We start from the raw sequence: 21,425 nt of genomic DNA on the forward strand, positions 1-21,425 counted from the left end.
GTTAGAGGCGGATCCCGTTCGCAAGGATGTCGAGCCGTGTCATCGCGTTGGTCACACGTTCGTCGAAGGGACGCAATGCATCCGCCTGTGCATAGGCACGATACGCAAGCGTCGCGTCACCCAGTTGTTCGAAGATCGCGCCGAGACCCTGGAGGGCGCCGAAATGATTGGGATTGATCGCAAGCGTGCGCTCGAGACTGTCGACCGCGAGGCCAAGCCGCTCTTGCGCATAATAAACCTGGGCGAGCTCGTACCAGCCTTCGGCGAAATCCGGCGCGTGATCGGTCAGCGCGCGGAGGTGTTCGGCCGCGCGTTCGGCATCCTCGACCTCCATCGCGTCGCGCCCGCGTTTCAGCAGAAGATCCATCGCAGCAGAGCCGGATTTCGACCATTCCAACACGATCTCTCGCTCGAGGGACCGGGCCTCCTCCGGGCTCGTCGCGGCGGCGAGTTCGCGCATCAATTCGGCCGAACGGTCGGAGCCAGCCTCCGCAAGCGCCGAACCCGGCACGAAAAACGCTACCGCGACGGAAAATGCCGCGACGACAGATTTGAATTTTCGCAAGGTCCTGAGCATGGTGAGTCCGAGATTAGCGCATGGATCGCGAATTGAAACCCGCGAGAGATCACAGTTGGGAAGACAGATTATGAGCGACACGATCAACGAAGCCGTCACCGCCCTGAACGAGAAGCTGGCCGGCGAGGAAATCGGCGGCACCGCAAAGTTCGACATCGAAGGCGAAGGCGCGATCATGATGGACGACAATGGCGCGCGCGCCGGCGACGAGGAAGCCGACGTCACGATGACCGCCGATGCCGATACCTTCCGCCAGATCCTCGACGGCGAGATGAACCCGACAGCGGCCTTCATGTCCGGCAAGCTCTCCATCGACGGCGATATGGGCCTCGCGATGAAGCTCGCAGGCGTTCTCGGCTAATGACCGAAACGGCCCCTTTTCTCACCGATCTGGCCCAGGGCCCGGACGGCGCACGCGCCGTCTGGGTGCAGGCCGTGGACGGCAAGCGAATTCGTCTTGGGCACTATCCTGGCGGAGAGAAAGGGACCGTGCTGCTCTACCCCGGGCGCACCGAATACATTGAGAAATACGGTCGCCTCGCGGCCGATTTCGCAAAGGCCGGGTATCACACGCTCGCCATAGACTGGCGCGGTCAGGGCCTCTCCGACCGGCTTTTGCCGGATGTGCGGACGGGACATGTCGATCTCTTTCACGATTACCAGAAAGACGCCGACGCGATGATCGCCTGGGCCGAGGCGGAAGGATTGCCGCGTCCTTTCCACCTGCTCGGGCATTCGATGGGTGGCTGCATCGGCCTGCGCTCGCTCGTGAATGGCATCGACGTTGCAGGCGCCGTCTTCACGGGTCCGATGTGGGGTATCCGCATCGCGCCGATGATGCGCCCCGTGGCCTGGACCCTGTCGCTCGGAGCCTCGCGCTTCGGCCTAGGCCACAACATCGCGCCCGGCACCAACCCCGAAAGCTATGTCGTCTCGGAGACGTTCGAGGGCAATCTGCTGACCCGCGACCGAGAGATGTACGACTACATGCGCGCGCAGGTTCTGGCCGAACCGGGCTTGCAATTGGGTGGCCCTTCCTTGCGCTGGCTGAACGAGGCGCTCGTGGAATGCCGCACGCTCGCGCGGATGCCCGCCCCCGATTACCCCTGCCTGACCTTCGTCGGCACCAATGAGCGGATCGTCGACATCCCGCGTATCGAGGCGCGCATGGCCTCTTGGCCAGGCGGAAAACTGGTCAAGATTCCCGGCGGCGAACATGAGGTTCTGATGGAGAGCCCCGAGGTGCGTGGCGAAGTCATCCCGGCGATCATCGCGCATTACGACGCAGCCGAAAGCCGCACGCCGAAAGCGGCCTCCGCCTGACATTGGCGGCGGCCCGCGCCCGCCCTATCCTTCCGGGTCATGGCGGATCCGGTCCTCACATTCACAGAACGCGGCATCTACTGCCCCGCAGGCGATTTCTTCATCGATCCCTGGCGACCGGTGGACAAGGCGCTCATCACCCACGGCCATGCGGACCATGCGCGATGGGGGCATAAATCCTATCTCGCGACAGAGGTCGCCGCGCCGGTCATGCGCTATCGCCTCGGCGACATCGCGCTCGACACGATCCGCTTCGGAGAGGTCCGGCAGATCGGCGGAGCGTCAGTCTCCTTCCATCCCGCAGGGCATATACCGGGTTCAGCGCAGATCCGCATCGAGGTCCGCGGCGAGGTCTGGGTCGTCTCGGGTGACTACAAGACCGAACCTGACATGCTCTCGGAGCCGTTCGAGCCTATCCGATGCCACGCCTTCATCTCCGAATGCACCTTCGGCCTGCCCGTCTTCAAATGGCGGCCCGAAGCGGAGGTTGCCGCGGAGATCAACGCCTGGTGGGCGTCGAATGCCGCCGAAGGTCTCACCTCGGTTCTCGGCTCCTATTCGCTCGGCAAGGCGCAGCGCGTCCTGTCGCTGGTCGATCCCGAGATCGGCCCGATCCTCACGCATGGCGCGGTCGAGGCGACAAATGCGATCCTGCGCGAACAGGGCCTGCCGCTGCCAGCAACGACGCAGGTTTCCGCAGACGCCAATCCGAAGAACATGACCGGTCCGCTCGTCATTGCGCCGCCCTCGGCGCTCGGCACGCCGTGGATGCGCCGCTTCGGTCCGTCGAGCCAAGCTTTCGCGAGCGGCTGGATGGCGCTCCGGGGCGTGCGCAGGCGGCGCGCGATGGACCGGGGCTTCGTTGTCTCGGACCACGCGGATTGGGACGGTTTGCTTGCCGCGATTAAGGAGACGGGCGCGAAAAAGATATTCGTTACGCATGGTTACACCGATATTTTCGCGCGCTGGCTGAAGTCCGACGGATATGACGCGCATGTCTTGAAGACCGAGTTCGGCAGCGAGGACGCGGACGAGGTCACGGAGGAAGAGCCGGCATGAAGGATTTCGCCGCGCTTTTCACGGAAGTCGATCAGACCACCAAGACCACGCGCAAGACGAAGGCGCTCGCGCGGTTCTTCGCGGAGGCCTCGGACGAGGACAAGCTCTGGACCATCGCGCTCTTTTCGGGCCGACGTCCGAAACGAGCCGTCAACACGACCCAGCTTCGCGAATGGGCAGCCGAGGAAGCCGGCATCCCGCTTTGGCTTCTGGAGGAAAGCTATCCAATCGTCGGCGATCTGGCGGAGACGCTGGCACTGGTCCTGCCGCCCGCGCCCGAGGTCAGCGACAAGCCGCTCTCGCATTGGATCGGCGAGCTGAAGGCGCTCGGCCAGGTCGATATCGATGCGCGTCGCGACCGGATCGTCGCCGCCTGGAGACAGCTCGACGAGACGGAGCGCTTTCTGTTCAACAAGCTGATCACGGGCGGCTTTCGCATCGGTGTCAGCCAGAAGCTCATGACACGCGCGCTCGCCCAGGCGACGGGTCAGGACGAGGCGGTACTCGCGCACAAGCTCATGGGCAAGTGGACCCCCGATGCGACGTCTTACCACGCGCTCATTGAGGCGGAAGATCCTGCCGCCGACGCGTCCCGCCCCTACCCGTTTTATCTCGCGTATCAGCTCGATGACGGGCCGGTAGACATCGGCCCGCCCGAGGATTGGCAGGCGGAATGGAAGTGGGATGGCATTCGCGGCCAGCTTCTGGTGCGCGGGGCCCAGCATCACGTCTGGTCGCGCGGCGAGGAGCTGATGACCGACCGTTTTCCCGAGCTTGCGCCCGCCCGCGACTTCCTGCCCGACGGCACGGCGCTGGACGCCGAGATCGTCGCCTGGGACTTCGAGAATGAAATGCCCCTGCCGTTCAACACGTTGCAGGCGCGGATCGGGCGCAAGACGGTGCCGAAAAAGCTCTTGCGCGAAGCGCCCGTGATCCTTCTGGCTTATGATCTTCTGGAACAGGATGGCACAGACATCCGAGCGCATCCGATGGCCGAGCGGCGCGCGGCGCTCGATGCGCTGATCGCAGATCTGCCGCCCGAAGCCCCGATCCGGGCGTCCCGGATCATCGCCTTCGACACTTGGGAGGCGCTCGCGAAGGAGCGCGCCAAGGCCCGCGATTTCCGTGCCGAGGGGGTCATGCTCAAACGCCTGGACAGCCCCTATCTGTCGGGGCGCAAGAAGGGCGACTGGTGGAAGTGGAAGCTCGACCCGCTCACCATCGACGCTGTGATGATTTATGCCCAGCAGGGCCACGGGCGGCGCGCGAACCTCTTTACCGACTTCACCTTTGCCGTGCGCGACGGCGAGGCGCTGGTTCCCTTCACCAAGGCCTATTCCGGTCTGACCGACGCCGAGTTCCGCAAGATCACCGCCTGGGTGCGGAAAAACACGCTGGAACGATACGGCCCGGTGCGTCAGGTCACGCCCGAGCATGTCTTCGAGATCGCCTTCGAGGGGATCCACGAAAGCCCGCGCCACAAATCCGGTGTCGCGCTGCGCTTCCCCCGGATGAGCCGCTGGCGGCATGACAAGCGCGTGGCAGAGGCAAACACGCTGGACGATTTGAAGGCGATGCTGGCCGCCTACGGTTGAGGGGATCGCCCCTTGAACCTCGCGCGGCACCACGCCACGTTCTTGACAAAGCCAAAAGGAGCCAGCCCATGAATGTCCGTCCCGTCCTCGACGCCAATGCCTCCGCCGGTGGCGGCAATCTGGGCAACCTGCCCGAATGGGATCTGACGGACCTCTACGCTGCGCCGGACGCGCCCGAGCTCAAGCGCGATCTCGATTGGCTGGAGGCGTCCTGCAAGAGCTTCGCTTCGGATTACGAGGGCAAGATCGCTGGGCTCGATGCGCGCGGTTTCCTCGAGATGGTCGAACGCCACGAGAAGATCGAGAATATCGCAGGACGCATCATGTCCTTCGCCGGCTTGCGCTACTACCAGAACACGACCGATCCGGATCGCGCGAAGTTCCTTTCGGACGCGCAGGAAAAGATCACGGTCTACACAACGCCGCTCGTCTTTTTCTCTCTTGAGATCAACAGGCTGGAAGACGCAGCTTATGCTGATCTCTTTAACGCCGATGCCGATCTCGCCCGATACAAGCCCGCCTTCGACCGCATCCGCGCGATGAAACCCTACCAGCTCTCCGACGAGATGGAGAAGTTCCTGCACGACATGGGCGTCGTCGGCGATGCCTGGGAGCGGCTCTTCGACGAGACGATCTCGGGCCTCGAATTCGAGGTCGATGGCGAGGTCATGGGCATCGAGGGCACGCTCAACTGCCTGACCGAACAGGACCGCGCCAAGCGCGAGGCCGCCGCGCGAGAGCTTGCGCGGGTCTTCGCGGGCAACATCCGAACCTTCGCGCGCGTGCACAACACGCAGACCAAGGAAAAAGAGGTCATGGACCGCTGGCGCGGCATGCCGACCCCGCAGACCGGACGACACCTTGCCAATGACGTCGAGCCCGAGGTCGTCGAGGCCTTGCGCGACGCCGTTGTCGCCGCCTATCCCAAGCTCTCACACCGCTATTACGAGCTCAAGCGCAAGTGGCTCGGGCTTGAGCGGATGCAGGTCTGGGACCGCAACGCACCCTTGCCCATGGAAACGACCCGCACCGTCGATTGGGACGAGGCACGCGAGACGGTGATGAACGCCTATTCGGAGTTCGATCCGAAGATGGCCGAGATCGCCGAGCCGTTCTTTACCAAAGGTTGGATCGACGCAGCCGTGACGCCGGGCAAAGCGCCCGGCGCCTTCGCGCACCCGACGGTCACGAACGTGCATCCGTACGTTCTGCTCAACTACCTCGGTAAGCCGCGAGACGTGATGACGCTCGCCCATGAGCTTGGCCACGGGGTTCACCAGGTTCTCGCGGCGGGCCAAGGCGAGATGCTGTCCTCCACCCCGCTCACCTTGGCCGAGACCGCGTCGGTCTTCGGTGAGATGCTGACCTTCCGCCGGATGCTGCGAAACGCCAAGGACGATGCCGAGCGCAAGGTTCTGCTCGCCGGCAAGGTCGAGGACATGATCAACACGGTCGTGCGCCAGATCGCGTTCTACGATTTCGAGTGCAAGCTGCACGAGGCGCGACGCGGCGGCGAACTGACACCGGACGATATCAACGCGCTCTGGATGTCGGTCCAGGCCGAGAGCCTCGGGCCCGCCTTCGATTTCATGGACGGCTACGAGACCTTCTGGGCCTATATCCCGCATTTCGTGCACTCGCCGTTCTACGTCTACGCCTATGCTTTCGGAGACGGTCTCGTGAACGCGCTCTACGCGAATTACGAAGAAGCGCCCGACGGCTTCCAGGAGAAGTATTTCGATATGCTGAAGGCGGGCGGCTCGAAGCATCACACCGATTTGCTCGCGCCGTTCGGCCTCGACGCGACCGACCCGGCGTTCTGGGACAAGGGTCTGTCAATGATCTCGGGCCTGATCGACGAGCTCGAGGCGATGGAGGACTGAGCCCTGCTCGTGCTCGAAAACGTGCTCAGCGACCGCGGATCGAAATACGCGGTCGCCGGCGCGCCCTGCGCCTCCGAGGACGAGGCAAAGGCGCTGGTGAAAGACCTCAAGCGCCACAAGAAATTTGCCAAGGCCACGCATAACAGCTGGGCCGTGCTGCTTCCCGATGCGCCCATCAAGAACGACGACGGCGAGGCTGGCGCTGGCAACGTCATCCTGCGCATGCTCGAACGGGATGGGGTTTCCGAGCACCTCGTCGTCGTCACGCGCTGGTTCGGCGGCAAGCATCTGGGCGGTGACCGCTTCCGGCACGTCCAGACCTGCGTGCGCGCCTATCTCGACGAGATCGGGGCAGACTGAGCGATTATTTGAGCTGGCTGTCCTTTGAGCCGCGCCGGTTGATCCCGCCGCGCGCCGGGGCAGCGCCGTCCCGCTCCTGCTGGCAGTCGATACAGAGTTTGACGCCCGGCAAGGCCAAGCGGCGCTTCTCGGGGATCGGCTCTTCGCATTCAGCGCAATGGGTCAGGCTTTCGCCCGATGGCATGCGCCGCGCCTTCATGCGCGCCAGCTCGTCCGAGATCGACGCTTCGATCTGTTCGCTCACCGCGCCGTCGCGTGTCCATCCACCGGCCATGGTGCACCTCCTGGGAATGAAACTAATGCGCTTGCGCCGCCGTGCCTATGGTCGCGGTTGGAAAAGTCGCGGCGCGGACTATCTCGCGTCCCAGTTTCCGAAGGTGACCCATGCGACATTTACTTGCAGTTTTCGCGCTGATGCTGACGGCCAGCCAAGCCGCGGCTCTCGATTTCCGCTTCCCCTCCATAGATGGCGGCGAGATCGACATGCGGGACTGGGCAGGCCAGCCCGTGCTCGTGGTGAACACGGCCTCGCGCTGCGCCTTCACCGGGCAATATGATGCGCTGCAAGAGCTCTATGACCGCTACCGGACCGACGGTCTCGTCGTGCTTGCCGTCCCGTCCAACGACTTCAAGCAGGAGCTTGGCTCGGACGAGGCGGTCAAGGATTTCTGCGAGCTGAATTTCGGGATCGACATGCCCATGACGACCATCACCGCCGTGCGCGGCGGCGAGGCGCATCCGTTCTATGCATGGCTCCGCGAAACTGCGGGCTTCGAGCCGGCATGGAACTTCAACAAGGTTCTCATCGACCCCGACGGCCGCGTCACCGCCACCTGGGGGTCGACCGCCCGCCCGATGTCGCCCGCGATCACGCGCGAGATCGAAGCCCTTATTCCGCAGGCTCGCGGCTGAGAATCCTGTAGACTTCGTCCTTCAAGGCCGCGCGCTCGCGCCGGATCTCCAGCGCTGCAAGATCGTCGATCGGCACCACGTTGGTCTCCGCCAAGTGCACCTCGGCGTTGAGCGCATCGTAGCGATCGGCAAGCCGCGCGAAATAAAGGTCGGTCTGCCGCAGGGTCGCGATCCGCGCGCGATGTTCGGGAAAGTCCTCGGGCAGCTTGTGGGGAACGTGGGTCATCTGGGCCTCCTTCATTGGTTGCGCCGATGACATCACGCGCCGATGCCGAGGTCTTTGACAGGGATCAAATGCGCTACCGCTGCGCCTCCTGCCAGTGCGGATGAATCCAGGGCTCCGCATTCTCCGGCGGAAGATGGCGACCGAGCACATGATCCGCGATCTTCTCCCCGACCATGATCGAGGGCGCGTTGAGGTTGCCGTTCGTGATGCGCGGGAAGATCGAACTGTCGGCGACGCGAAGCCCATCGACGCCGATCACCCGGCCTTCGGGATCGACCACGGCTTCGGGATCGTCCCGCCGACCCATCCGGCAGGTGCCGCACGGGTGGTAGGCGCTTTCGACATGGGCGCGGATGAAATCGTTCAGCTCGTCGTCGCTCTGCACCTCGGCGCCAGGCTGGATCTCGAAATCGGCGTATGGCGCGAATGCCTCCTGCGCGAAGATCTCGCGGGTGAGCCGGATCGCTCGCCGGAAATCCGCCCAATCCTTCTCGTCCGACATGTAGTTGAAGCGGATGCTGGGCGCGGCCTCGGGGTCGCGCGAGGTCAGTGTCACCTCCCCCCGAGACGGAGACCGCATCGGCCCGACATGCGCCTGGAACCCGTGGCCCTCGGCGGCTGCCTTGCCGTCATAGCGTACCGCGAGCGGCAGGAAGTGATACTGGATGTCCGGGTAATCGACACCTGCCTCGGAGCGGATAAATGCTGCGCTTTCGAACTGGTTCGACGCGCCCGGCCCGCTGCGGTTAAAAAGCCAGCGCAGCCCGACATAGGCCTTCCCGAAGAGGTTCCAGTACCGGAAAAGGCTGACCGGCTGTTTGGAGGCCATCTGGATGTAGAGCTCGAGATGATCCTGAAGGTTCTGTCCGACGCCGGGACGGTCGGCCACGGGCTCGATGCCGTGCTCGGCAAGATGCGCCGCGGGGCCGATCCCCGAGAGCATCAGGAGCTTGGGTGAGTTGAGCGACGAGGCCGCGAGGATCACCTCGCGCCGCGCGTGAATGGTCTCCCGCGTATCGCCGCGAGCGAAGTCGACGCCGGTGGCCCGGCCATCCTCGATGACGACACGGCGGGCGAGACCGCGCACGATCTCCACCCCCATCTTCTGGGCCGGCCGAAGATAGGCATTGGCCGCGGACCAGCGGGTGCCCTTGTGGATCGTGGCCTCCATCGGCCCGAACCCTTCCTGCTTCTCGCCGTTGTAATCGGCGGTGGCCTCGTAGCCGGCCTGCACGCCCGCCTCCGTAAAGGCTTGGACGAGCGGGTTGTCCCGAGGGCCGCGGCTCACATGCAAAGGGCCGTCCGTGCCGCGCCAGCCGGGCTGACCGCCATGCGACGTCTCCATCCGCTTGTAATACGGCAGAACATCCGCATAGCCCCAGCCATCCGCGCCCTGATCGCGCCAATGGTCGAAATCGCGCGCATGGCCGCGCACATAGACCATGCCGTTGATCGAGGAGGAGCCGCCGATCACCTTGCCGCGCGGACAGGCGAGGCGGCGACCGCCGAGATGGGGCTCAGGCTCGGTCTGGTAGCCCCAATCATAGAGCGGCATGTTCATCGGGTAGGACAGCGCGCCCGGCATCTGGATGAACGGGCCGCCATCCCAACCGCCATGTTCGATGACGATGACCGACCGGCCCGCCTCCGCGAGGCGATAGGCCATGGCGCATCCGGCGCTGCCGGCTCCTACGATGACGTAATCGGCGATCATGGATCTGGTCCTTGATTGGTTGTGCCCGTTCGGGCTGTGTCGAGGACGCTCGACAGAGCGGAGGAGACGCGCCTAGAACGGCGCTTCCACGCGTCCCATCCGCACATAGACGGATTTCAGTTGCGAATAATGTTCGAGCGCGGCTTTCGCGTTCTCGCGGCCCACGCCGGACATCTTCACGCCCCCGAACGGCATTTCGACCGGCGCGTCATTGTAGGAGTTGATGAAGCAGGTGCCTGCTTCGAGCTTGCCGATCACCCGGTGCGCGCGGGAAATATCCCGCGTGAAGACACCCGCGGAGAGACCGTATTCGGTGGCGTTCGCCCGCGCGATGCCCTCCTCCTCGGTCTCGAACTCGAGAACCGACAGGACGGGCCCGAAGATCTCCTCGCGCGCGATGCTCATCTCGTCGGTCACACCGTCAAAGAGCGCGGGCGTGATCCAGAAGCCGTCGCGGTCGAGACGCTCTCCGCCAGTGACGAGCCGCGCCCCTTCGGCCACGCCCGCCTTGAGGTAGCCCTCGACGATCTCCATCTGGCGCGCGCTGACGAGCGGGCCGAAATTCGTCGCCTCGTTAAGCGGATCGCCGATCACCGCGCCCTTCAGGCGCTCTTCCATGCGGGCGACGAAGCGGTCCTTCAGCCCCTTTTGCACGAAGACCCGCGTCCCGTTGGAGCAGATCTGGCCGGACGAGTAGAAATTCCCCATGATGGCGCCACCGACCGCGTCCTCAAGATCGGCGTCGTCGAAGATCAGGATCGGGGACTTGCCGCCAAGCTCCATCGTGACGTGCTTGAGCCCGTCCGCCGCGGCCGCATAGACCTTTCGGCCCGTCGGCACCGACCCCGTGAGCGAGACTTTGTCGACACGGGGGTCTGTGGTCAGCCGGCCGCCAACCTCGCCTGCGCCCTGAACCACGTTGAACAGCCCCGAGGGCAGACCTGCCTCATGCAGGATCTCGGCCACCTTGAGCGCGGAGAGCGGCGTCGTCTCGGACGGCTTGAAGATCATCGCGTTGCCGCAGGCGAGCGCGGGTGCGGCTTTCCAACATGCGATCTGCGTGGGGTAGTTCCACGCGCCGATGCCGACACACAGGCCAAGCGGCTCGCGGATCGTGTAAGCCCAATCGGCGCCGAGCGGGATATGCTCTCCGGTCAGGCCCGCCGCGATGCCGCCGAAATATTCCAGCGCATCGGCACCGGACGTGGCGTCGGCGACCAGCGTTTCCTGCAAGGGTTTGCCGGTATCCTGCGTCTCCAGGATCGACAGCGGGCGATTGCGCTCGCGCATGATCTGGGCGGCACGGGTCAAGACGCGGCCGCGCTCGCGCGGACTCATCGCCGCCCATTCGGCTTGCGCGCGGCGACCGCTTTCGATCGCCTTGTCGATCACTTCATCCGTTGCCGCGTGCACGCGGCCAATGACCTCGCCCGTGGCGGGATAGATCACGTCGATCGGCATGCCGCCCGTATCTTCGAGATAGGCGCCGTCGACGAAGTGGCTGGCTTGCGGCTGGGTGTCGTAGATCAGATCGTCCATGACTCATTCACCCCTTGGAAAGCGTTGATTTTCCTCGACCTCGTTGAGGTCCATGTGGTTGCGCATGTAGCGGTCGGAGGCATCGCGAAGCGGCTGGTAATCCCACGGGTAGTGGCCGCCCTGCTTGAGCGCCTCGTAGACGACCCAGCGCTTGGCCTGGCTCTGGCGGACATCGGCGTCGAACTCTTCCAGATCCCAGCGCATCGCAGCCTCGCGGCGGAGGGTTTCGAGCGTGGCTTCATGGGCCGGGTCTTCTGCGAGGTTCACACGCTCATGCGGGTCAACCTCGAGATCGAAGAGCTGTTCGGGGTCGAGCGCGCAATTGGTGTATTTCCAGCGCCCGTGACGCAGCGCGATCAGCGGCGAATAAGACGCTTCGGCGGCGTATTCCATCGCGACGGGGCTCTTGCGGCTCGCCCCTTGCCCCAAGGGCTTCAGGCTTTCGCCGGTGGTCCAGGGCATCACCTCATGCATCGACACACCTGCAAGATCGCAAAGCGTGGGGCAGAGATCGATGGTTGATACCGGGCTTTCGACAAGGCCCGGCTGCATGTCGGGGGCCGAAACCAAGAGCGGCACGCGGGCCGAGCCTTCGTAGAAGCTCATCTTGAACCACAAGCCACGCTCGCCGAGCATGTCGCCGTGATCGGAGACGAAAACGATGATCGCCTCCTGCCGCGTGCGCTCCAGCACGTCGAGGATGCCGCCGATCTTCTCGTCGAGATAGGAGATATTCGCGAAATAGGCGCGGCGCGAGCGTCGGATATCCTCGTCCGTGATTTCGAAATTGCGCCAGTCGTTGGCATCGAAGATGCGTTGCGAATGCGGATCGTGGTCCTCGTAGGCCAGCGCCGGAACCTCGGGCTCCAGATGCGCGCAATCCTCGTAGAGATCCCAGTATTTGCGCCGCGCAACGTAAGGGTCGTGCGGATGCGTGAAACTCGCGGTCAGCATCCAGGGGCGTGGATCGTGATCGCGCGCCAGGTCGTAGAGCTTCTGTTCTGCCTCGAAGGCGACCGCATCGTCGTATTCCATCTGGTTGGAGATCTCGGCGACACCCGCGCCCGTGACCGAGCCGAGATTGTGATACCACCAGTCGATCCGTTCGCCGGGCTTGCGGTAATCGGGCGTCCAGCCGAAATCGGCCGGGTAGATGTCGGTCGTCAGGCGCTCTTCGAACCCGTGGAGCTGGTCGGGGCCGACGAAATGCATCTTACCCGAGAGGCAGGTCTGATAGCCCGCGCGGCGCAAGTGGTGCGCGTAGGTCGGAATTGAAGACGTGAACTCCGCCGCATTGTCATAGACGCCGGTATCGGAGGGCAACTGGCCCGACATGAAGGACGCCCGCCCCGGCGCGCAGAGCGGCGAGGCCGTGTAGGCGTTGCGGAACCGCGTCGACCGCTCGGCCAGCTTGCGCAGGTTCGGCGTGTGCAGCCAATCCGCGGGGCCATCGGGAAACAGGGTTCCGTTCAGTTGGTCGACCATCAGGACAAGGATGTTCGGGCGCGACATGAAACCTCTCGAGGGTGAGCATTGCACCCGAGAAGGTAAGGCGATCTGATTGACTCGTCAATCAATCATCCGAAAGCCACTAGAGGCCAGGCACGAAAAAGCCCGGACGCGCGTAGCGGCCGGGCTCTAGGTCTGATTTGTCATGGTGCGTATCAGGCGTCGATATGGCCGATAACGCTCATATGGGGCAGCCGTGCTACCTCGTATCCGGCGTCGGTCGGCCGCAGGTTGTAGCCATAGCCGCGCATGCGGAATCGCCATTCGGCATCGGAGACGACCTTGGACCGTTCCTTCAGCGCAAAGTGGCGGATTTCGTCGAAATTCTCTGTCAGTCTGTTTTCAGCAAACATGGGTGTCACTCTCCGTAGATCACAAGGGCCGGGTCTTGCTCGCCCGATGGGGCCGAAATTTGCGCGCGATTGCGGCAAGACCGGGACATTGGCGTGATCATTTCTGGAAGAGAAACAGTTAAGACTTCCCTATTGCTTTGTTGCGTGGATCGGCGGGGTGACGCCCTGCTTTTTCAACTGCGCCTCGCGCCAGGTGATGAAACTCACCGCCGCGATGATGATCGCACCGCCCGCAATCACGAACGGATCGGGTGGCTCGGCGAAGAAGGCGGCCCCGACGATCACCGACCAGACGAGCTGCAGGAACGTGACAGGCTGGGTCACCGTCACCGGCGCCGAGGCGAAGGCCAGCGTCATCGTGTAATGCCCAGCCGTCGCGAAAAGCGCGACACAGGCGAGAACGCCAAGCTCGTAAAGATTGGGCCAGACCCAGTTGAGCATGGCGAAGGGCGCAAGTCCGATCGTGACCATCACCGACAGAAGCGCCACGACGACCGTCGCGTCGGTCTCGTCGGACAGGATCTTTGCCACGAGGTAGCTGCACGAGAACGTCCCCGCCGTGACCAGCATCGCGAAATGACCCGGATCGAGCTCCCGAAAGCCCGGACGCAGGATGATGACCGCACCGGCCAGCGCCGCGCAGATCGCGAGGATGCGCCGCATCGCCATGCGTTCCCCGAGGAAGATCACGGCAAGGATGCTGACCCCGATCGGGTTCAGGTAATTCATCGCCGTGACCTCGGCGATCGGGATACGGGTCATCGCGAAGAACCAGCACCCGACGCCAATCGTGTGACACGCCCCGCGCAGCGTGAAGAGCCCCCACTGCCTGCGCGTGAGCCGGGTGGCGGAGAGCGACCGCCAGAGCGGCAGCAGGAAGACGAGGCCGAGAAGATAGCGCAGAAAGGCGCTTTCCGTGGCAGGAATACGCCCGCCCAGCATCTTCACCAGCGCCGTCACCATCACGAAACAGAACCCGGTGACGACCATCCACAGGATACCGCGAAGCGGGGATTGGGGTCTTTCGTCCATGCGCTGCATCAAGCGCCCCGGCGCACCGGATTGCAAGGCGGCTCGGGACTACAATAAAAGCGAAGCCGCGATTGCAAGCATGGTGCATCCGACCAAAGCATCGAGGACGCGCCAGGCGCGCGGCCGCGCAAAGATCGGCGCAAGCGCCCGAGCGCCGTATCCCAGCGCGAAAAAGAACACGAAGGAGGCCGTGACCGCCCCCGCCCCGAAGAGGAGGGGCGCGCCATATTGCGCCGAGAGCGCGCCCAAAAGCACGACCGTGTCGAGATAGACGTGAGGATTGAGCCAGGTCAGCGCGAGACAGGTCAGGAGCGAGGCCCTGAGGCTCGGCGCCGATGCGCCCGCCTCGAGCGCCGCACCGCCCGCGACGGCCGAACGCAGGGCCCTCAGCCCATACCACGTCAGGAAGGCCGCGCCGCCCCAGCGCATCACCGTCTCGAGCCAGGGCAGACGCGCCGTGAGCGCGCCGAACCCCGCCACCCCGAGGCTCACCAGCAGCGCATCCGAAATCGCGCAGGTCAGCACCACGGGCAGGACGTGCTGACGCATGAGACCCTGGCGCAAAACGAAGGCGTTCTGCGCGCCGATGGCTAGGATAAGCGAGAAGCCGAGCCCGAAGCCGGCAAGGTAGGCTTGCATGGCGCGTCTGTTGGCACGCGTCCTGCGCAAGGGCAAGCGTGTCCGGCCCCTTGCCCCCTGCCCCGAACCTCCCGTATATGACACACGATTTTCAGACAGGACGTGAAGAGGCAGACATGGCCGGCCATTCAAAGTGGGCGAATATCCAGCATCGCAAGGGGCGCCAGGACGCGGCCCGCTCGAAGCTGTTCTCCAAGCTCTCCAAGGAGATCACCGTCGCCGCGAAAATGGGCGATCCCGATCCCGAGAAGAACCCGCGCCTGCGTATGGCCGTGAAAGAGGCCAAGGGCCAGTCCATGCCCAAGGACAATATCGAGCGCGCGATCAAGAAGGCGACGGGCGGCGATGGCGATGCCTATGAGGAGATCCGGTACGAAGGGTACGGCCCGAACGGCGTCGCGGTGATCGTCGAGGCGATGACCGACAACCGCAACCGCACAGCATCCAACGTGCGCTCCACCTTCTCGAAGAACGGCGGCAACATGGGTGAGACGGGCTCCGTCGGCTTCATGTTCGAGCGCAAGGGCGAAGTCGTCTACGCGGCCTCCGTCGGCTCCGCCGAAGAGGTGCTGGAAGCGGCGATCATGGCCGGCGCGGAGGATGTCGAAAGCTCGGAGGAGGGGCACGTCGTCTGGTGCGCCGATACCGATCTCAACGACGTCGCGACCGCTCTTGAGGAAGCTCTTGGCGAATCCGAGACGACGCGCCTGGTCTGGAAGCCGGTCAACACGACCGAGCTGGACCTCGAGGGCATGCAATCGCTGATGAAGCTGGTCGATGCGCTCGAGGATGACGACGACGTTCAGCGCGTCACGACCAATTTCGAAGCCTCCGACGAGGTGATGGCGCAGCTCTGATCGCTGCGCCGCTCAGGTCTCGCGGGTGAAATCGAGCGACACCCGCGTGCCCTCGCCCGTGCTGTTGATGGCAAGCTCGGCATCGAGCGAGCGTGCCAGCGACACGACGATACTGCCGCCGACGCCCGGCTGGTGATTTGCCCCGGTCGTATCGAGCTTGCCGTTTTCCCCTTCCGCCTTGCGCCGCTGCTTGGCGAGCGAATCCGCGCCGTGCGGCCAGTTGCTGCCCTCGGGCAGGCCGATGCCATCGTCGGTCACTTCAAGCCGCAGGCGATCCTCGCCGAGATCTTCCAGCGAGACATGGATGGAGCCGGAATCGCGCGCCTCGAAGGCGTGCTCCATCGCGTTCGTCACCAATTCAGACAGCAACAACCCGACCCGCGCCGCCTGATCGACGGACATCACGATAGGATCGCTGGTCACGCGAACCTTGACGGTTCCGCGCCCGTCGATGCCCGACAGAACCTCGCTGATCCGCTTGAGATACCCGTCGACCTGGATGCGGCTGTCCCGCTCCACGTTGACGTTGAGCTTGAAAAGCTCGTCATAAAGGAGCGCCAGTGCCTCGATCCGGCGCGACAGCGCCTGGAAGCTGTCCGTCGTCACCTCGCGGCGTGCCTGCATGCGGATCATGCTGACCACCATCGCCAGGTGGTTCTTCACCCGGTGCTGCAATTCGCGCAGCATCGACACCGCGCTGTCGCGATGCCGGACCGTGTTCTCGGAAGCGGCGCGGGCCAGGTCGCGGTCGACCTCGCGCTGAAGTCCGAACCGCGCGATCATCGCGCCGCTCTCGTCGTGCACGGGCGAGATCAGAAGCTGGTTCATGAACGGCGTGCCGTCTGCCTTGTAGTTAAGGAGGGTCACCTCGAACTGCTCGCCCGATTTCAGACCTTCCCGCAAACGTCGTACGTCGTCGGGATCGGTATCCTCGCCCTGCAGGAAGCGGCAATTGCGGCCCACGGCCGATTGACGGGAATACTGCGTCGTGCGGACGAACGCGTCATTCACATAAGTGATGGGCTCATCTTCGATCCTTGGATCGGTAAGCACTATCGACAGCGGTGAAAACTTCACCGCCGTGCCCACGATGGACTCGGGGCTTTCCTGCGAAAGTCCGGTCATGCATTCCCTCGATCCAAGCTCGCACGTCCCGCGCCATGCGAAAAATAAGCTTAATTACCTGCCCCGGAGACCTAAGGCAGGAATACAGGATTTCAACAGCGGGGTTCGCGAGGCGGCTTGGGCTCAGTTCTGCTGGGCCTGCTCCGCCTCGATCTCGCGCCAGCGCGCGACGTTTTCGTTATGCTCTGCCAGCGTTTCGGCGAAGGCGTGACCGCCCGTGCCATCGGCGACGAAAAAGACGTAATCCGTCTCCGCCGGATTGAGCGCCGCCCGGAGCGACGCGCGGCCGGGATTGGCGATCGGTGTCGGCGGAAGCCCGTCGATGACATACGTGTTGTAAGGCGTCTCGGCGCGCAGTTCGGACTGGCGAATACCCCGGCCCAGCACGCCTTGCCCGTTGGTGATGCCATAGATCACCGTGGGGTCCGTTTGCAGCCGCATCCCGTCGCGAAGCCGGTTCACGAAGACCGAGGCGACCTGCGGACGCTCTTCGGCGACGCCGGTTTCCTTCTCGACGATGGAGGCGAGGATGAGCGCTTCCTCGGGGCTTTCGATCGGCAGATCGTCCGCGCGATTGGCCCATTCCTCCTGCAGGATGATGTCCTGTGCCCGGCGCATCCGCTCGATGAGGCTCGCGCGGGTGTCGCCTTCGGCAACCTCGTAGCTGTCGGGCGCGAGCGAGCCTTCAGGCGGCACCTCGACCTCACCGTCAAGCACGTCGACGGATCTCAGCTCCTCGACCACCTGCCAGCTGGTCACGCCCTCGGCGAGCGCGATCCGGTAGCGGGTATCGGCGCGGCCGCGCACTTCGGTGAAGGCTTCGGGCGCGGGCTCGTCCGCGGCGGGATCGAATTCCGCCAGCTCCACGAAACGGCCCGTCGCCGGGTCGAGCGAGCGGACTTCGACCTCGGCGGAGTTCACACCGATCCGGTACACGACCTCGGTGCCGCAGGTCGACGCCCCGCCGCGCGTGATGATGTCGGTGATCTCGCGCATGGACGCGCCTTCGGGGACAAGGTAACTGCCCGCTTTGAGATCCTGCGTCTTCTCGGAATAATCTGCGCCGAGCCGGAACAGCGTGCCCGAGCTCACCGCGCCCTGGCTGACCAGGTCCTCGGAGACGCGGGACATGTTCGAGCCGCGCGGCACTTCTAGGCAGATCGGCTCAGGCAGCGGACCGGCGTTCTCGTATTCCGATTGCGCCCAGATCAGGACGCCGCCTGCCAGAAAGACGGCGACGACCAGGAAGGTCAGCGCGTTGGAGGCGATATTGCGCCACATGGGTCCGGTGCCTGCTCTTGTTTGTCGCTCGCAGCCCGCGGGGGCCGCCTGATGTCAGTATCGCCGAGCCAGGGCGCAACGGGAAGCCCCGCCTGCCCCGGCTCGCGCGAAATTCAGCTCATCTTGCCGAAGATCACGCTCGCATTGGTGCCGCCGAAGCCGAAGGAGTTCGACAGCGCGTGGGTGATCTCGCGCTCATGCTTGGCGTTCGGCGCGAGATTGAGCTTCGTCTCGACCGCCGGCGTGTCGAGGTTGATCGTCGGCGGCGCGACCTGGTCGCGGATCGCGAGGATGGAGAAGATCGCCTCGATCGCGCCCGCCGCGCCCAGAAGATGCCCCGTTGCGGATTTGGTCGAGGACATCGTGGCCTTGCCCGCCGCATCGCCGAGCATCCGCTCGACCGCGCCAAGCTCGATCACGTCGGCCATCGTCGAGGTGCCGTGGGCGTTGATATAGTCGATATCGGCTGGCTCGAGGCCCGCATTCTTCAGCGCCGCGCGCATGGAGCGCTCGCCGCCCTCTCCGTCCTCGGAGGGCGCGGTGATGTGATAGGCGTCGCCCGAGAGGCCATAGCCCTTCACCTCGGCGTAGATATGCGCGCCGCGCGCAACCGCGTGTTCGTATTCCTCCAGAACGACGACGCCCGCGCCCTCGCCCATCACGAACCCGTCGCGGTCGGCGTCATAGGGGCGGCTCGCCGCCTGCGGATCGTCGCCGCGCTTCGTCGACAGGGCCTTGCAGGCGTTGAACCCGGCGATCCCGATCTCGGAGATCGCGGCCTCGGCCCCGCCGGCGATCATCACGTCCGCATCGCCGAACATGATGAGCCGCGAGGCGTCTCCGATGGCATGCGCGCCGGTCGAACAGGCGGTCACGGGCGCGTGGTTCGGACCCTTGAAGCCGTACTTGATCGACACGTTGCCCGAGATGAGGTTGATGAGCGCGCCCGGAATGAAGAAGGGCGAGACCCGGCGCGGGCCCTTGTCGCGGATGAGATATGCGGTCTCGGCGATGGAATTGAGCCCGCCGATGCCGGAGCCGATCATCACGCCGGTGCGGAGGCGATCCTCCTCGTCCTCGGGGGTCCAGCCGGCATCCTCGACGGCCTGCTTGGCGGCGGCCATGCCGTAGAGGATGAAATCGTCGACCTTCCGCTGCTCTTTCTTGTCGAGATAGGCGTCGGGGTCGAAGGTGCCGTCCGAGCCGTCGCCATAGGGCACTTCGCAGGCATAGGTGGTGGCAAGGTGGCTGGCATCGAACTTGGTGATCGTGCCCGCGCCCGACTTGCCGGCCAGAAGCCGCGACCAGGTTTCCTCGACGCCCGAGGCGAGCGGAGTGACAAGGCCCAGTCCGGTGACGACGACACGACGCATGAGATGCCCTTCTCGATAATTCTTTGCCCGAGTTCGGCTTTACCGCGCAGCTATTTCAGGAGCAAGGGGCGGTCAGGCCCAGTCCGGGCCGAGATCCGCCGCCGCGCGTGTGATCCAGTGATCGCACAGCCACTCGCACGGGGCCGAACGGCGGATGAGCGAGCCGGAATAGCCCTCCACCGCCTCGTCCATCTTGGGATGGCCGTGAAAGCAGACGACGCGGGCATCGGGGGGCAGCTCGGGCCCACGCACCCAGTTCCTCGGGAACGGGTTGCAGTCGTATTTGAAGGACACGACCCACTCTTGCGGCAGGTAGGCGAAGGCGTCCTTGTCCATCGCCTTGTGGGACGTGTAGCGCTGCTCTGAGCCGCGCGCCTTCTCGACCTCGGCATAAGGGTTCGCGGCGAGATCGTCATAGAGAAAGCCGTGCCGCGCCGGATCGAACCGGAAGACGGAGCCGTGCCCGGTCGGCCGCCCCTTGCGCTTCTCGGTCCAGTCATGGCGCATCGCGACCTTCTCGGGCGCAAGCTCGAAGAACGGATCGAGGCTGCCGGTGATGACCACGTCGAGATCGAAGCCGAGGACCGGCCCTTCGAGATCGGGGATCAGCCCCTCTCGGAAAAGCGAGACCTTCCGCATCGCCCCCTGCCGGTTCGCGACCGCGAGCGCGGCGTCCATCTCGGGCCGGAACGGCTCTTCGGGTAGATCGAGCGTCTCGATCTCGGGGTGCAGGCCGTCCCTGTGTTCGGTCATGCAGAGGAAGCGCACCGGCGACGTGAGGTGCCGCCGGACCCCCGAATAGAGCCGGTTGACATATTCGGGACCGAAGAGCGTCCCCCACTTGATGCAGATCGCGGTGACATGGGTCATGGGCAGGGGGTGTAGCGGAGGTGGGAGGTGGGGGGAAGATAAATTGTTCCATATCGACTACAACTGGCTAAACTAGCCCACAATCCAGACTTGATTCAAGGTAACGGACGGACCAGAAATGCGTATTGAGCGTTATGGCGATGTGCAAAAATTAGAGCCAATTGTCGAGCATTTCCTAATCGAGAATCTATCTGGGATTTCAATGGATGATCTTGAATCTCATGAGAAAAAGCGCGCGGACTATTCGTGTCTAGATGGTCGGATAGCGATTGAGATAAAAACTCTTCAAGAGAATGGTGAAGCACGGATCGGCACGCTGATTGATCGCCTTAAGAAGAGGCACAAAAATTGGCCGGAATTCCTCAGACCTACGCAACTGAGCTCTCACCTCAAAAAGCTTGACCTTTCACAGCGGGATATTGATGAAGTATTTTCATTTATGGGCCGGAGTATTAAAAATCACCTTAAGAAGGCTAACGAACAATTGGCCGAGCATGTTAGTCGTCACAAAGAGACCCAGCTACGCGCAGTCTTCCTAATAAATGAAGACCAAGAGATATACGACCCTCAAAATGTTGCATACATTACACAAAAGCTACTAAATGAAACCAGAAGTGATAATAGTATTCGCCTCAGCTCAATCGATGCGGTTTTCTTTCTGACGCGCCGCCATGCGACAGTTCATGCGGGAAGAATAGCATTTCCCTTCCTTTGCATTGAATCCCAGTCAGTTGAAAATTCGAGTGAAAAAAATGATCTTATCGAGATCATTATTGATCGTTGGTTTGCTAAGACAAAAAGTTACAGGATTGAAAAGCCAGACGATAACCTTAAATTTACTGCAATTGATATAATACCAAATCGAATCAAAAGGTATGAGAAATGGGAGCTAGACTACAAAAGAAATAGGTACATGCAGTCTTGGAGCAAAGAAAGTCTCCAAAATACCTACAACCAACTAGTAGCAGTTGGTGCACTTAACTTCGTAAAAGGCTCGCCCGAAAAACCCAGCGGAGAGATGACTCTTTGGAGCATGGAGACCATGACTCACCTATCTCTTGAGCTGGGGTATCGAAGCATATCCAATAAAGAGCTTCTTAGAGATAATATTTTGATCTCCGAAGCAGCAAAAAGTCTTGGCTTTTCAGACATTGCGATTGACTGGCTGAAAGATCTCTGAGGCGCAGCCCCGCCCCCC

22 protein-coding genes are annotated in these 21,425 nt (G+C 63.3%); 9 read left to right on the forward strand and 13 right to left on the reverse strand.

Going from position 1 to position 21,425, the window contains the following annotated elements:
* Nucleotide 1: 1 nt before the first annotated feature.
* Nucleotides 2–577 carry a tetratricopeptide repeat protein gene (locus tag FIU91_RS12245; RefSeq protein WP_093010965.1) on the reverse strand — a complete coding sequence of 192 codons (576 nt, stop codon included), beginning with the start codon at nucleotides 575–577 and terminating at the stop codon, nucleotides 2–4.
* A gap of 70 nt (nucleotides 578–647) precedes the next feature.
* On the opposite strand from FIU91_RS12245, the gene FIU91_RS12250 reads away from it, so the two are divergent.
* From FIU91_RS12250 to FIU91_RS12275, 6 genes are all read left to right on the forward strand, one after another.
* Nucleotides 648–938, forward strand: a complete 291-nt coding sequence (locus FIU91_RS12250) for an SCP2 sterol-binding domain-containing protein (protein ID WP_152462664.1) — start codon at nucleotides 648–650, stop codon at nucleotides 936–938.
* The gene (locus tag FIU91_RS12255; RefSeq protein WP_152462665.1) at nucleotides 938–1,900 is read left to right on the forward strand and encodes an alpha/beta fold hydrolase; all 963 of its coding nucleotides are present in this window, start codon (nucleotides 938–940) and stop codon (nucleotides 1,898–1,900) included. Before FIU91_RS12250 ends, FIU91_RS12255 begins: the two co-directional genes overlap by 1 nt.
* A gap of 39 nt (nucleotides 1,901–1,939) precedes the next feature.
* Complete coding sequence (locus FIU91_RS12260; RefSeq protein ID WP_152462666.1) at nucleotides 1,940–2,959, forward strand: ligase-associated DNA damage response exonuclease; 1,020 nt, start codon at nucleotides 1,940–1,942, stop codon at nucleotides 2,957–2,959.
* The gene (locus tag FIU91_RS12265) at nucleotides 2,956–4,554 is read left to right on the forward strand and encodes an ATP-dependent DNA ligase (RefSeq protein WP_152462667.1); all 1,599 of its coding nucleotides are present in this window, start codon (nucleotides 2,956–2,958) and stop codon (nucleotides 4,552–4,554) included. Before FIU91_RS12260 ends, FIU91_RS12265 begins: the two co-directional genes overlap by 4 nt.
* 68 nt (nucleotides 4,555–4,622) lie before the next feature.
* Nucleotides 4,623–6,437 (forward strand): M3 family oligoendopeptidase, encoded by a 1,815-nt coding sequence (locus FIU91_RS12270; protein WP_152462668.1) that lies wholly within the window; start codon nucleotides 4,623–4,625, stop codon nucleotides 6,435–6,437.
* Between the two features lie 3 nt (nucleotides 6,438–6,440).
* A complete protein-coding gene (locus FIU91_RS12275) occupies nucleotides 6,441–6,797 on the forward strand; it encodes a YigZ family protein (RefSeq protein WP_152462669.1) in 357 nt (118 codons plus the stop codon).
* 4 nt (nucleotides 6,798–6,801) lie between these two features.
* Here FIU91_RS12275 and FIU91_RS12280 read toward each other — a convergent pair whose 3' ends face one another.
* The gene (locus FIU91_RS12280; RefSeq protein WP_152462670.1) at nucleotides 6,802–7,071 is read right to left on the reverse strand and encodes a DksA/TraR family C4-type zinc finger protein; all 270 of its coding nucleotides are present in this window, start codon (nucleotides 7,069–7,071) and stop codon (nucleotides 6,802–6,804) included.
* A 110-nt stretch (nucleotides 7,072–7,181) separates the two neighbouring features.
* On the opposite strand from FIU91_RS12280, the gene FIU91_RS12285 reads away from it, so the two are divergent.
* Nucleotides 7,182–7,709, forward strand: a complete 528-nt coding sequence (locus FIU91_RS12285) for a glutathione peroxidase (RefSeq protein WP_152462671.1) — start codon at nucleotides 7,182–7,184, stop codon at nucleotides 7,707–7,709.
* Here the strand turns inward: FIU91_RS12285 and FIU91_RS12290 are convergent.
* The 7 genes from FIU91_RS12290 to FIU91_RS12320 all read right to left on the reverse strand — a co-directional run bounded on the left by FIU91_RS12290 (nucleotide 7,687) and on the right by FIU91_RS12320 (nucleotide 14,721).
* Nucleotides 7,687–7,935: a YdcH family protein gene (locus tag FIU91_RS12290; protein WP_093010936.1), complete on the reverse strand. Its 249-nt coding sequence runs from the start codon at nucleotides 7,933–7,935 to the stop codon at nucleotides 7,687–7,689. The two genes, FIU91_RS12285 and FIU91_RS12290, sit on opposite strands and share 23 nt — an antisense overlap.
* Nucleotides 7,936–8,008: 73 nt before the next feature.
* Entirely contained in the window at nucleotides 8,009–9,649 is a 1,641-nt protein-coding gene (gene betA / locus FIU91_RS12295; protein ID WP_152462672.1) for a choline dehydrogenase, read from the reverse strand.
* A gap of 72 nt (nucleotides 9,650–9,721) precedes the next feature.
* Complete coding sequence (gene betB, locus FIU91_RS12300) at nucleotides 9,722–11,188, reverse strand: betaine-aldehyde dehydrogenase (protein WP_371418168.1); 1,467 nt, start codon at nucleotides 11,186–11,188, stop codon at nucleotides 9,722–9,724.
* Between the two features lie 3 nt (nucleotides 11,189–11,191).
* On the reverse strand, nucleotides 11,192–12,700 hold the full coding sequence (gene betC, locus FIU91_RS12305) for a choline-sulfatase (protein ID WP_152462673.1): 1,509 nt from the start codon (nucleotides 12,698–12,700) through the stop codon (nucleotides 11,192–11,194).
* Between the two features lie 152 nt (nucleotides 12,701–12,852).
* Nucleotides 12,853–13,050 carry a hypothetical protein gene (locus FIU91_RS12310; protein ID WP_152462674.1) on the reverse strand — a complete coding sequence of 66 codons (198 nt, stop codon included), beginning with the start codon at nucleotides 13,048–13,050 and terminating at the stop codon, nucleotides 12,853–12,855.
* A 129-nt stretch (nucleotides 13,051–13,179) separates the two neighbouring features.
* A complete protein-coding gene (locus FIU91_RS12315; protein WP_245760219.1) occupies nucleotides 13,180–14,082 on the reverse strand; it encodes a DMT family transporter in 903 nt (300 codons plus the stop codon).
* 48 nt (nucleotides 14,083–14,130) lie between these two features.
* Nucleotides 14,131–14,721: a LysE/ArgO family amino acid transporter gene (locus FIU91_RS12320; RefSeq protein ID WP_152462675.1), complete on the reverse strand. Its 591-nt coding sequence runs from the start codon at nucleotides 14,719–14,721 to the stop codon at nucleotides 14,131–14,133.
* Between the two features lie 116 nt (nucleotides 14,722–14,837).
* Here FIU91_RS12320 and FIU91_RS12325 point away from each other — a divergent pair, with 116 nt between their 5' ends.
* A complete protein-coding gene (locus FIU91_RS12325) occupies nucleotides 14,838–15,578 on the forward strand; it encodes a YebC/PmpR family DNA-binding transcriptional regulator (RefSeq protein WP_152462676.1) in 741 nt (246 codons plus the stop codon).
* A gap of 12 nt (nucleotides 15,579–15,590) precedes the next feature.
* Here FIU91_RS12325 and FIU91_RS12330 read toward each other — a convergent pair whose 3' ends face one another.
* From FIU91_RS12330 to FIU91_RS12345, 4 genes are all read right to left on the reverse strand, one after another.
* The gene (locus tag FIU91_RS12330; RefSeq protein WP_152462677.1) at nucleotides 15,591–16,703 is read right to left on the reverse strand and encodes a PAS domain-containing protein; all 1,113 of its coding nucleotides are present in this window, start codon (nucleotides 16,701–16,703) and stop codon (nucleotides 15,591–15,593) included.
* Nucleotides 16,704–16,826: 123 nt separating this feature from the next.
* Nucleotides 16,827–17,984: an endolytic transglycosylase MltG gene (mltG, locus tag FIU91_RS12335; protein ID WP_152462678.1), complete on the reverse strand. Its 1,158-nt coding sequence runs from the start codon at nucleotides 17,982–17,984 to the stop codon at nucleotides 16,827–16,829.
* A 113-nt stretch (nucleotides 17,985–18,097) separates the two neighbouring features.
* Nucleotides 18,098–19,357, reverse strand: a complete 1,260-nt coding sequence (fabF, locus tag FIU91_RS12340) for a beta-ketoacyl-ACP synthase II (RefSeq protein ID WP_152462679.1) — start codon at nucleotides 19,355–19,357, stop codon at nucleotides 18,098–18,100.
* 72 nt (nucleotides 19,358–19,429) lie between these two features.
* Nucleotides 19,430–20,227 (reverse strand): glycosyl transferase, encoded by a 798-nt coding sequence (locus FIU91_RS12345; protein WP_152462680.1) that lies wholly within the window; start codon nucleotides 20,225–20,227, stop codon nucleotides 19,430–19,432.
* Nucleotides 20,228–20,345: 118 nt separating this feature from the next.
* Here FIU91_RS12345 and FIU91_RS12350 point away from each other — a divergent pair, with 118 nt between their 5' ends.
* Entirely contained in the window at nucleotides 20,346–21,407 is a 1,062-nt protein-coding gene (locus FIU91_RS12350) for a hypothetical protein (protein WP_152462681.1), read from the forward strand.
* Nucleotides 21,408–21,425 lie beyond the last annotated feature (18 nt).

This window comes from Roseivivax sp. THAF30, assembly GCF_009363575.1.
Lineage (GTDB): Bacteria > Pseudomonadota > Alphaproteobacteria > Rhodobacterales > Rhodobacteraceae > Roseivivax > Roseivivax halotolerans.

Bases quoted from the DNA above. Each gene is read 5' to 3' on its own strand.
- FIU91_RS12245 (WP_093010965.1), bottom strand. From the start codon at position 577: ATGCTCAGGACCTTGCGAAAATTCAAATCTGTCGTCGCGGCATTTTCC.
- FIU91_RS12250 (WP_152462664.1), top strand. From the start codon at position 648: ATGAGCGACACGATCAACGAAGCCGTCACCGCCCTGAACGAGAAGCTG.
- FIU91_RS12255 (WP_152462665.1), top strand. From the start codon at position 938: ATGACCGAAACGGCCCCTTTTCTCACCGATCTGGCCCAGGGCCCGGAC.
- FIU91_RS12260 (WP_152462666.1), top strand. From the start codon at position 1,940: ATGGCGGATCCGGTCCTCACATTCACAGAACGCGGCATCTACTGCCCC.
- FIU91_RS12265 (WP_152462667.1), top strand. From the start codon at position 2,956: ATGAAGGATTTCGCCGCGCTTTTCACGGAAGTCGATCAGACCACCAAG.
- FIU91_RS12270 (WP_152462668.1), top strand. From the start codon at position 4,623: ATGAATGTCCGTCCCGTCCTCGACGCCAATGCCTCCGCCGGTGGCGGC.
- FIU91_RS12280 (WP_152462670.1), bottom strand. From the start codon at position 7,071: ATGGCCGGTGGATGGACACGCGACGGCGCGGTGAGCGAACAGATCGAA.
- FIU91_RS12285 (WP_152462671.1), top strand. From the start codon at position 7,182: ATGCGACATTTACTTGCAGTTTTCGCGCTGATGCTGACGGCCAGCCAA.
- FIU91_RS12290 (WP_093010936.1), bottom strand. From the start codon at position 7,935: ATGACCCACGTTCCCCACAAGCTGCCCGAGGACTTTCCCGAACATCGC.
- betA (WP_152462672.1), bottom strand. From the start codon at position 9,649: ATGATCGCCGATTACGTCATCGTAGGAGCCGGCAGCGCCGGATGCGCC.
- betB (WP_371418168.1), bottom strand. From the start codon at position 11,188: ATGGACGATCTGATCTACGACACCCAGCCGCAAGCCAGCCACTTCGTC.
- betC (WP_152462673.1), bottom strand. From the start codon at position 12,700: ATGTCGCGCCCGAACATCCTTGTCCTGATGGTCGACCAACTGAACGGA.
- FIU91_RS12310 (WP_152462674.1), bottom strand. From the start codon at position 13,050: ATGTTTGCTGAAAACAGACTGACAGAGAATTTCGACGAAATCCGCCAC.
- FIU91_RS12315 (WP_245760219.1), bottom strand. From the start codon at position 14,082: ATGGACGAAAGACCCCAATCCCCGCTTCGCGGTATCCTGTGGATGGTC.
- FIU91_RS12320 (WP_152462675.1), bottom strand. From the start codon at position 14,721: ATGCAAGCCTACCTTGCCGGCTTCGGGCTCGGCTTCTCGCTTATCCTA.
- FIU91_RS12325 (WP_152462676.1), top strand. From the start codon at position 14,838: ATGGCCGGCCATTCAAAGTGGGCGAATATCCAGCATCGCAAGGGGCGC.
- FIU91_RS12330 (WP_152462677.1), bottom strand. From the start codon at position 16,703: ATGACCGGACTTTCGCAGGAAAGCCCCGAGTCCATCGTGGGCACGGCG.
- mltG (WP_152462678.1), bottom strand. From the start codon at position 17,984: ATGTGGCGCAATATCGCCTCCAACGCGCTGACCTTCCTGGTCGTCGCC.
- fabF (WP_152462679.1), bottom strand. From the start codon at position 19,357: ATGCGTCGTGTCGTCGTCACCGGACTGGGCCTTGTCACTCCGCTCGCC.
- FIU91_RS12345 (WP_152462680.1), bottom strand. From the start codon at position 20,227: ATGACCCATGTCACCGCGATCTGCATCAAGTGGGGGACGCTCTTCGGT.
- FIU91_RS12350 (WP_152462681.1), top strand. From the start codon at position 20,346: ATGCGTATTGAGCGTTATGGCGATGTGCAAAAATTAGAGCCAATTGTC.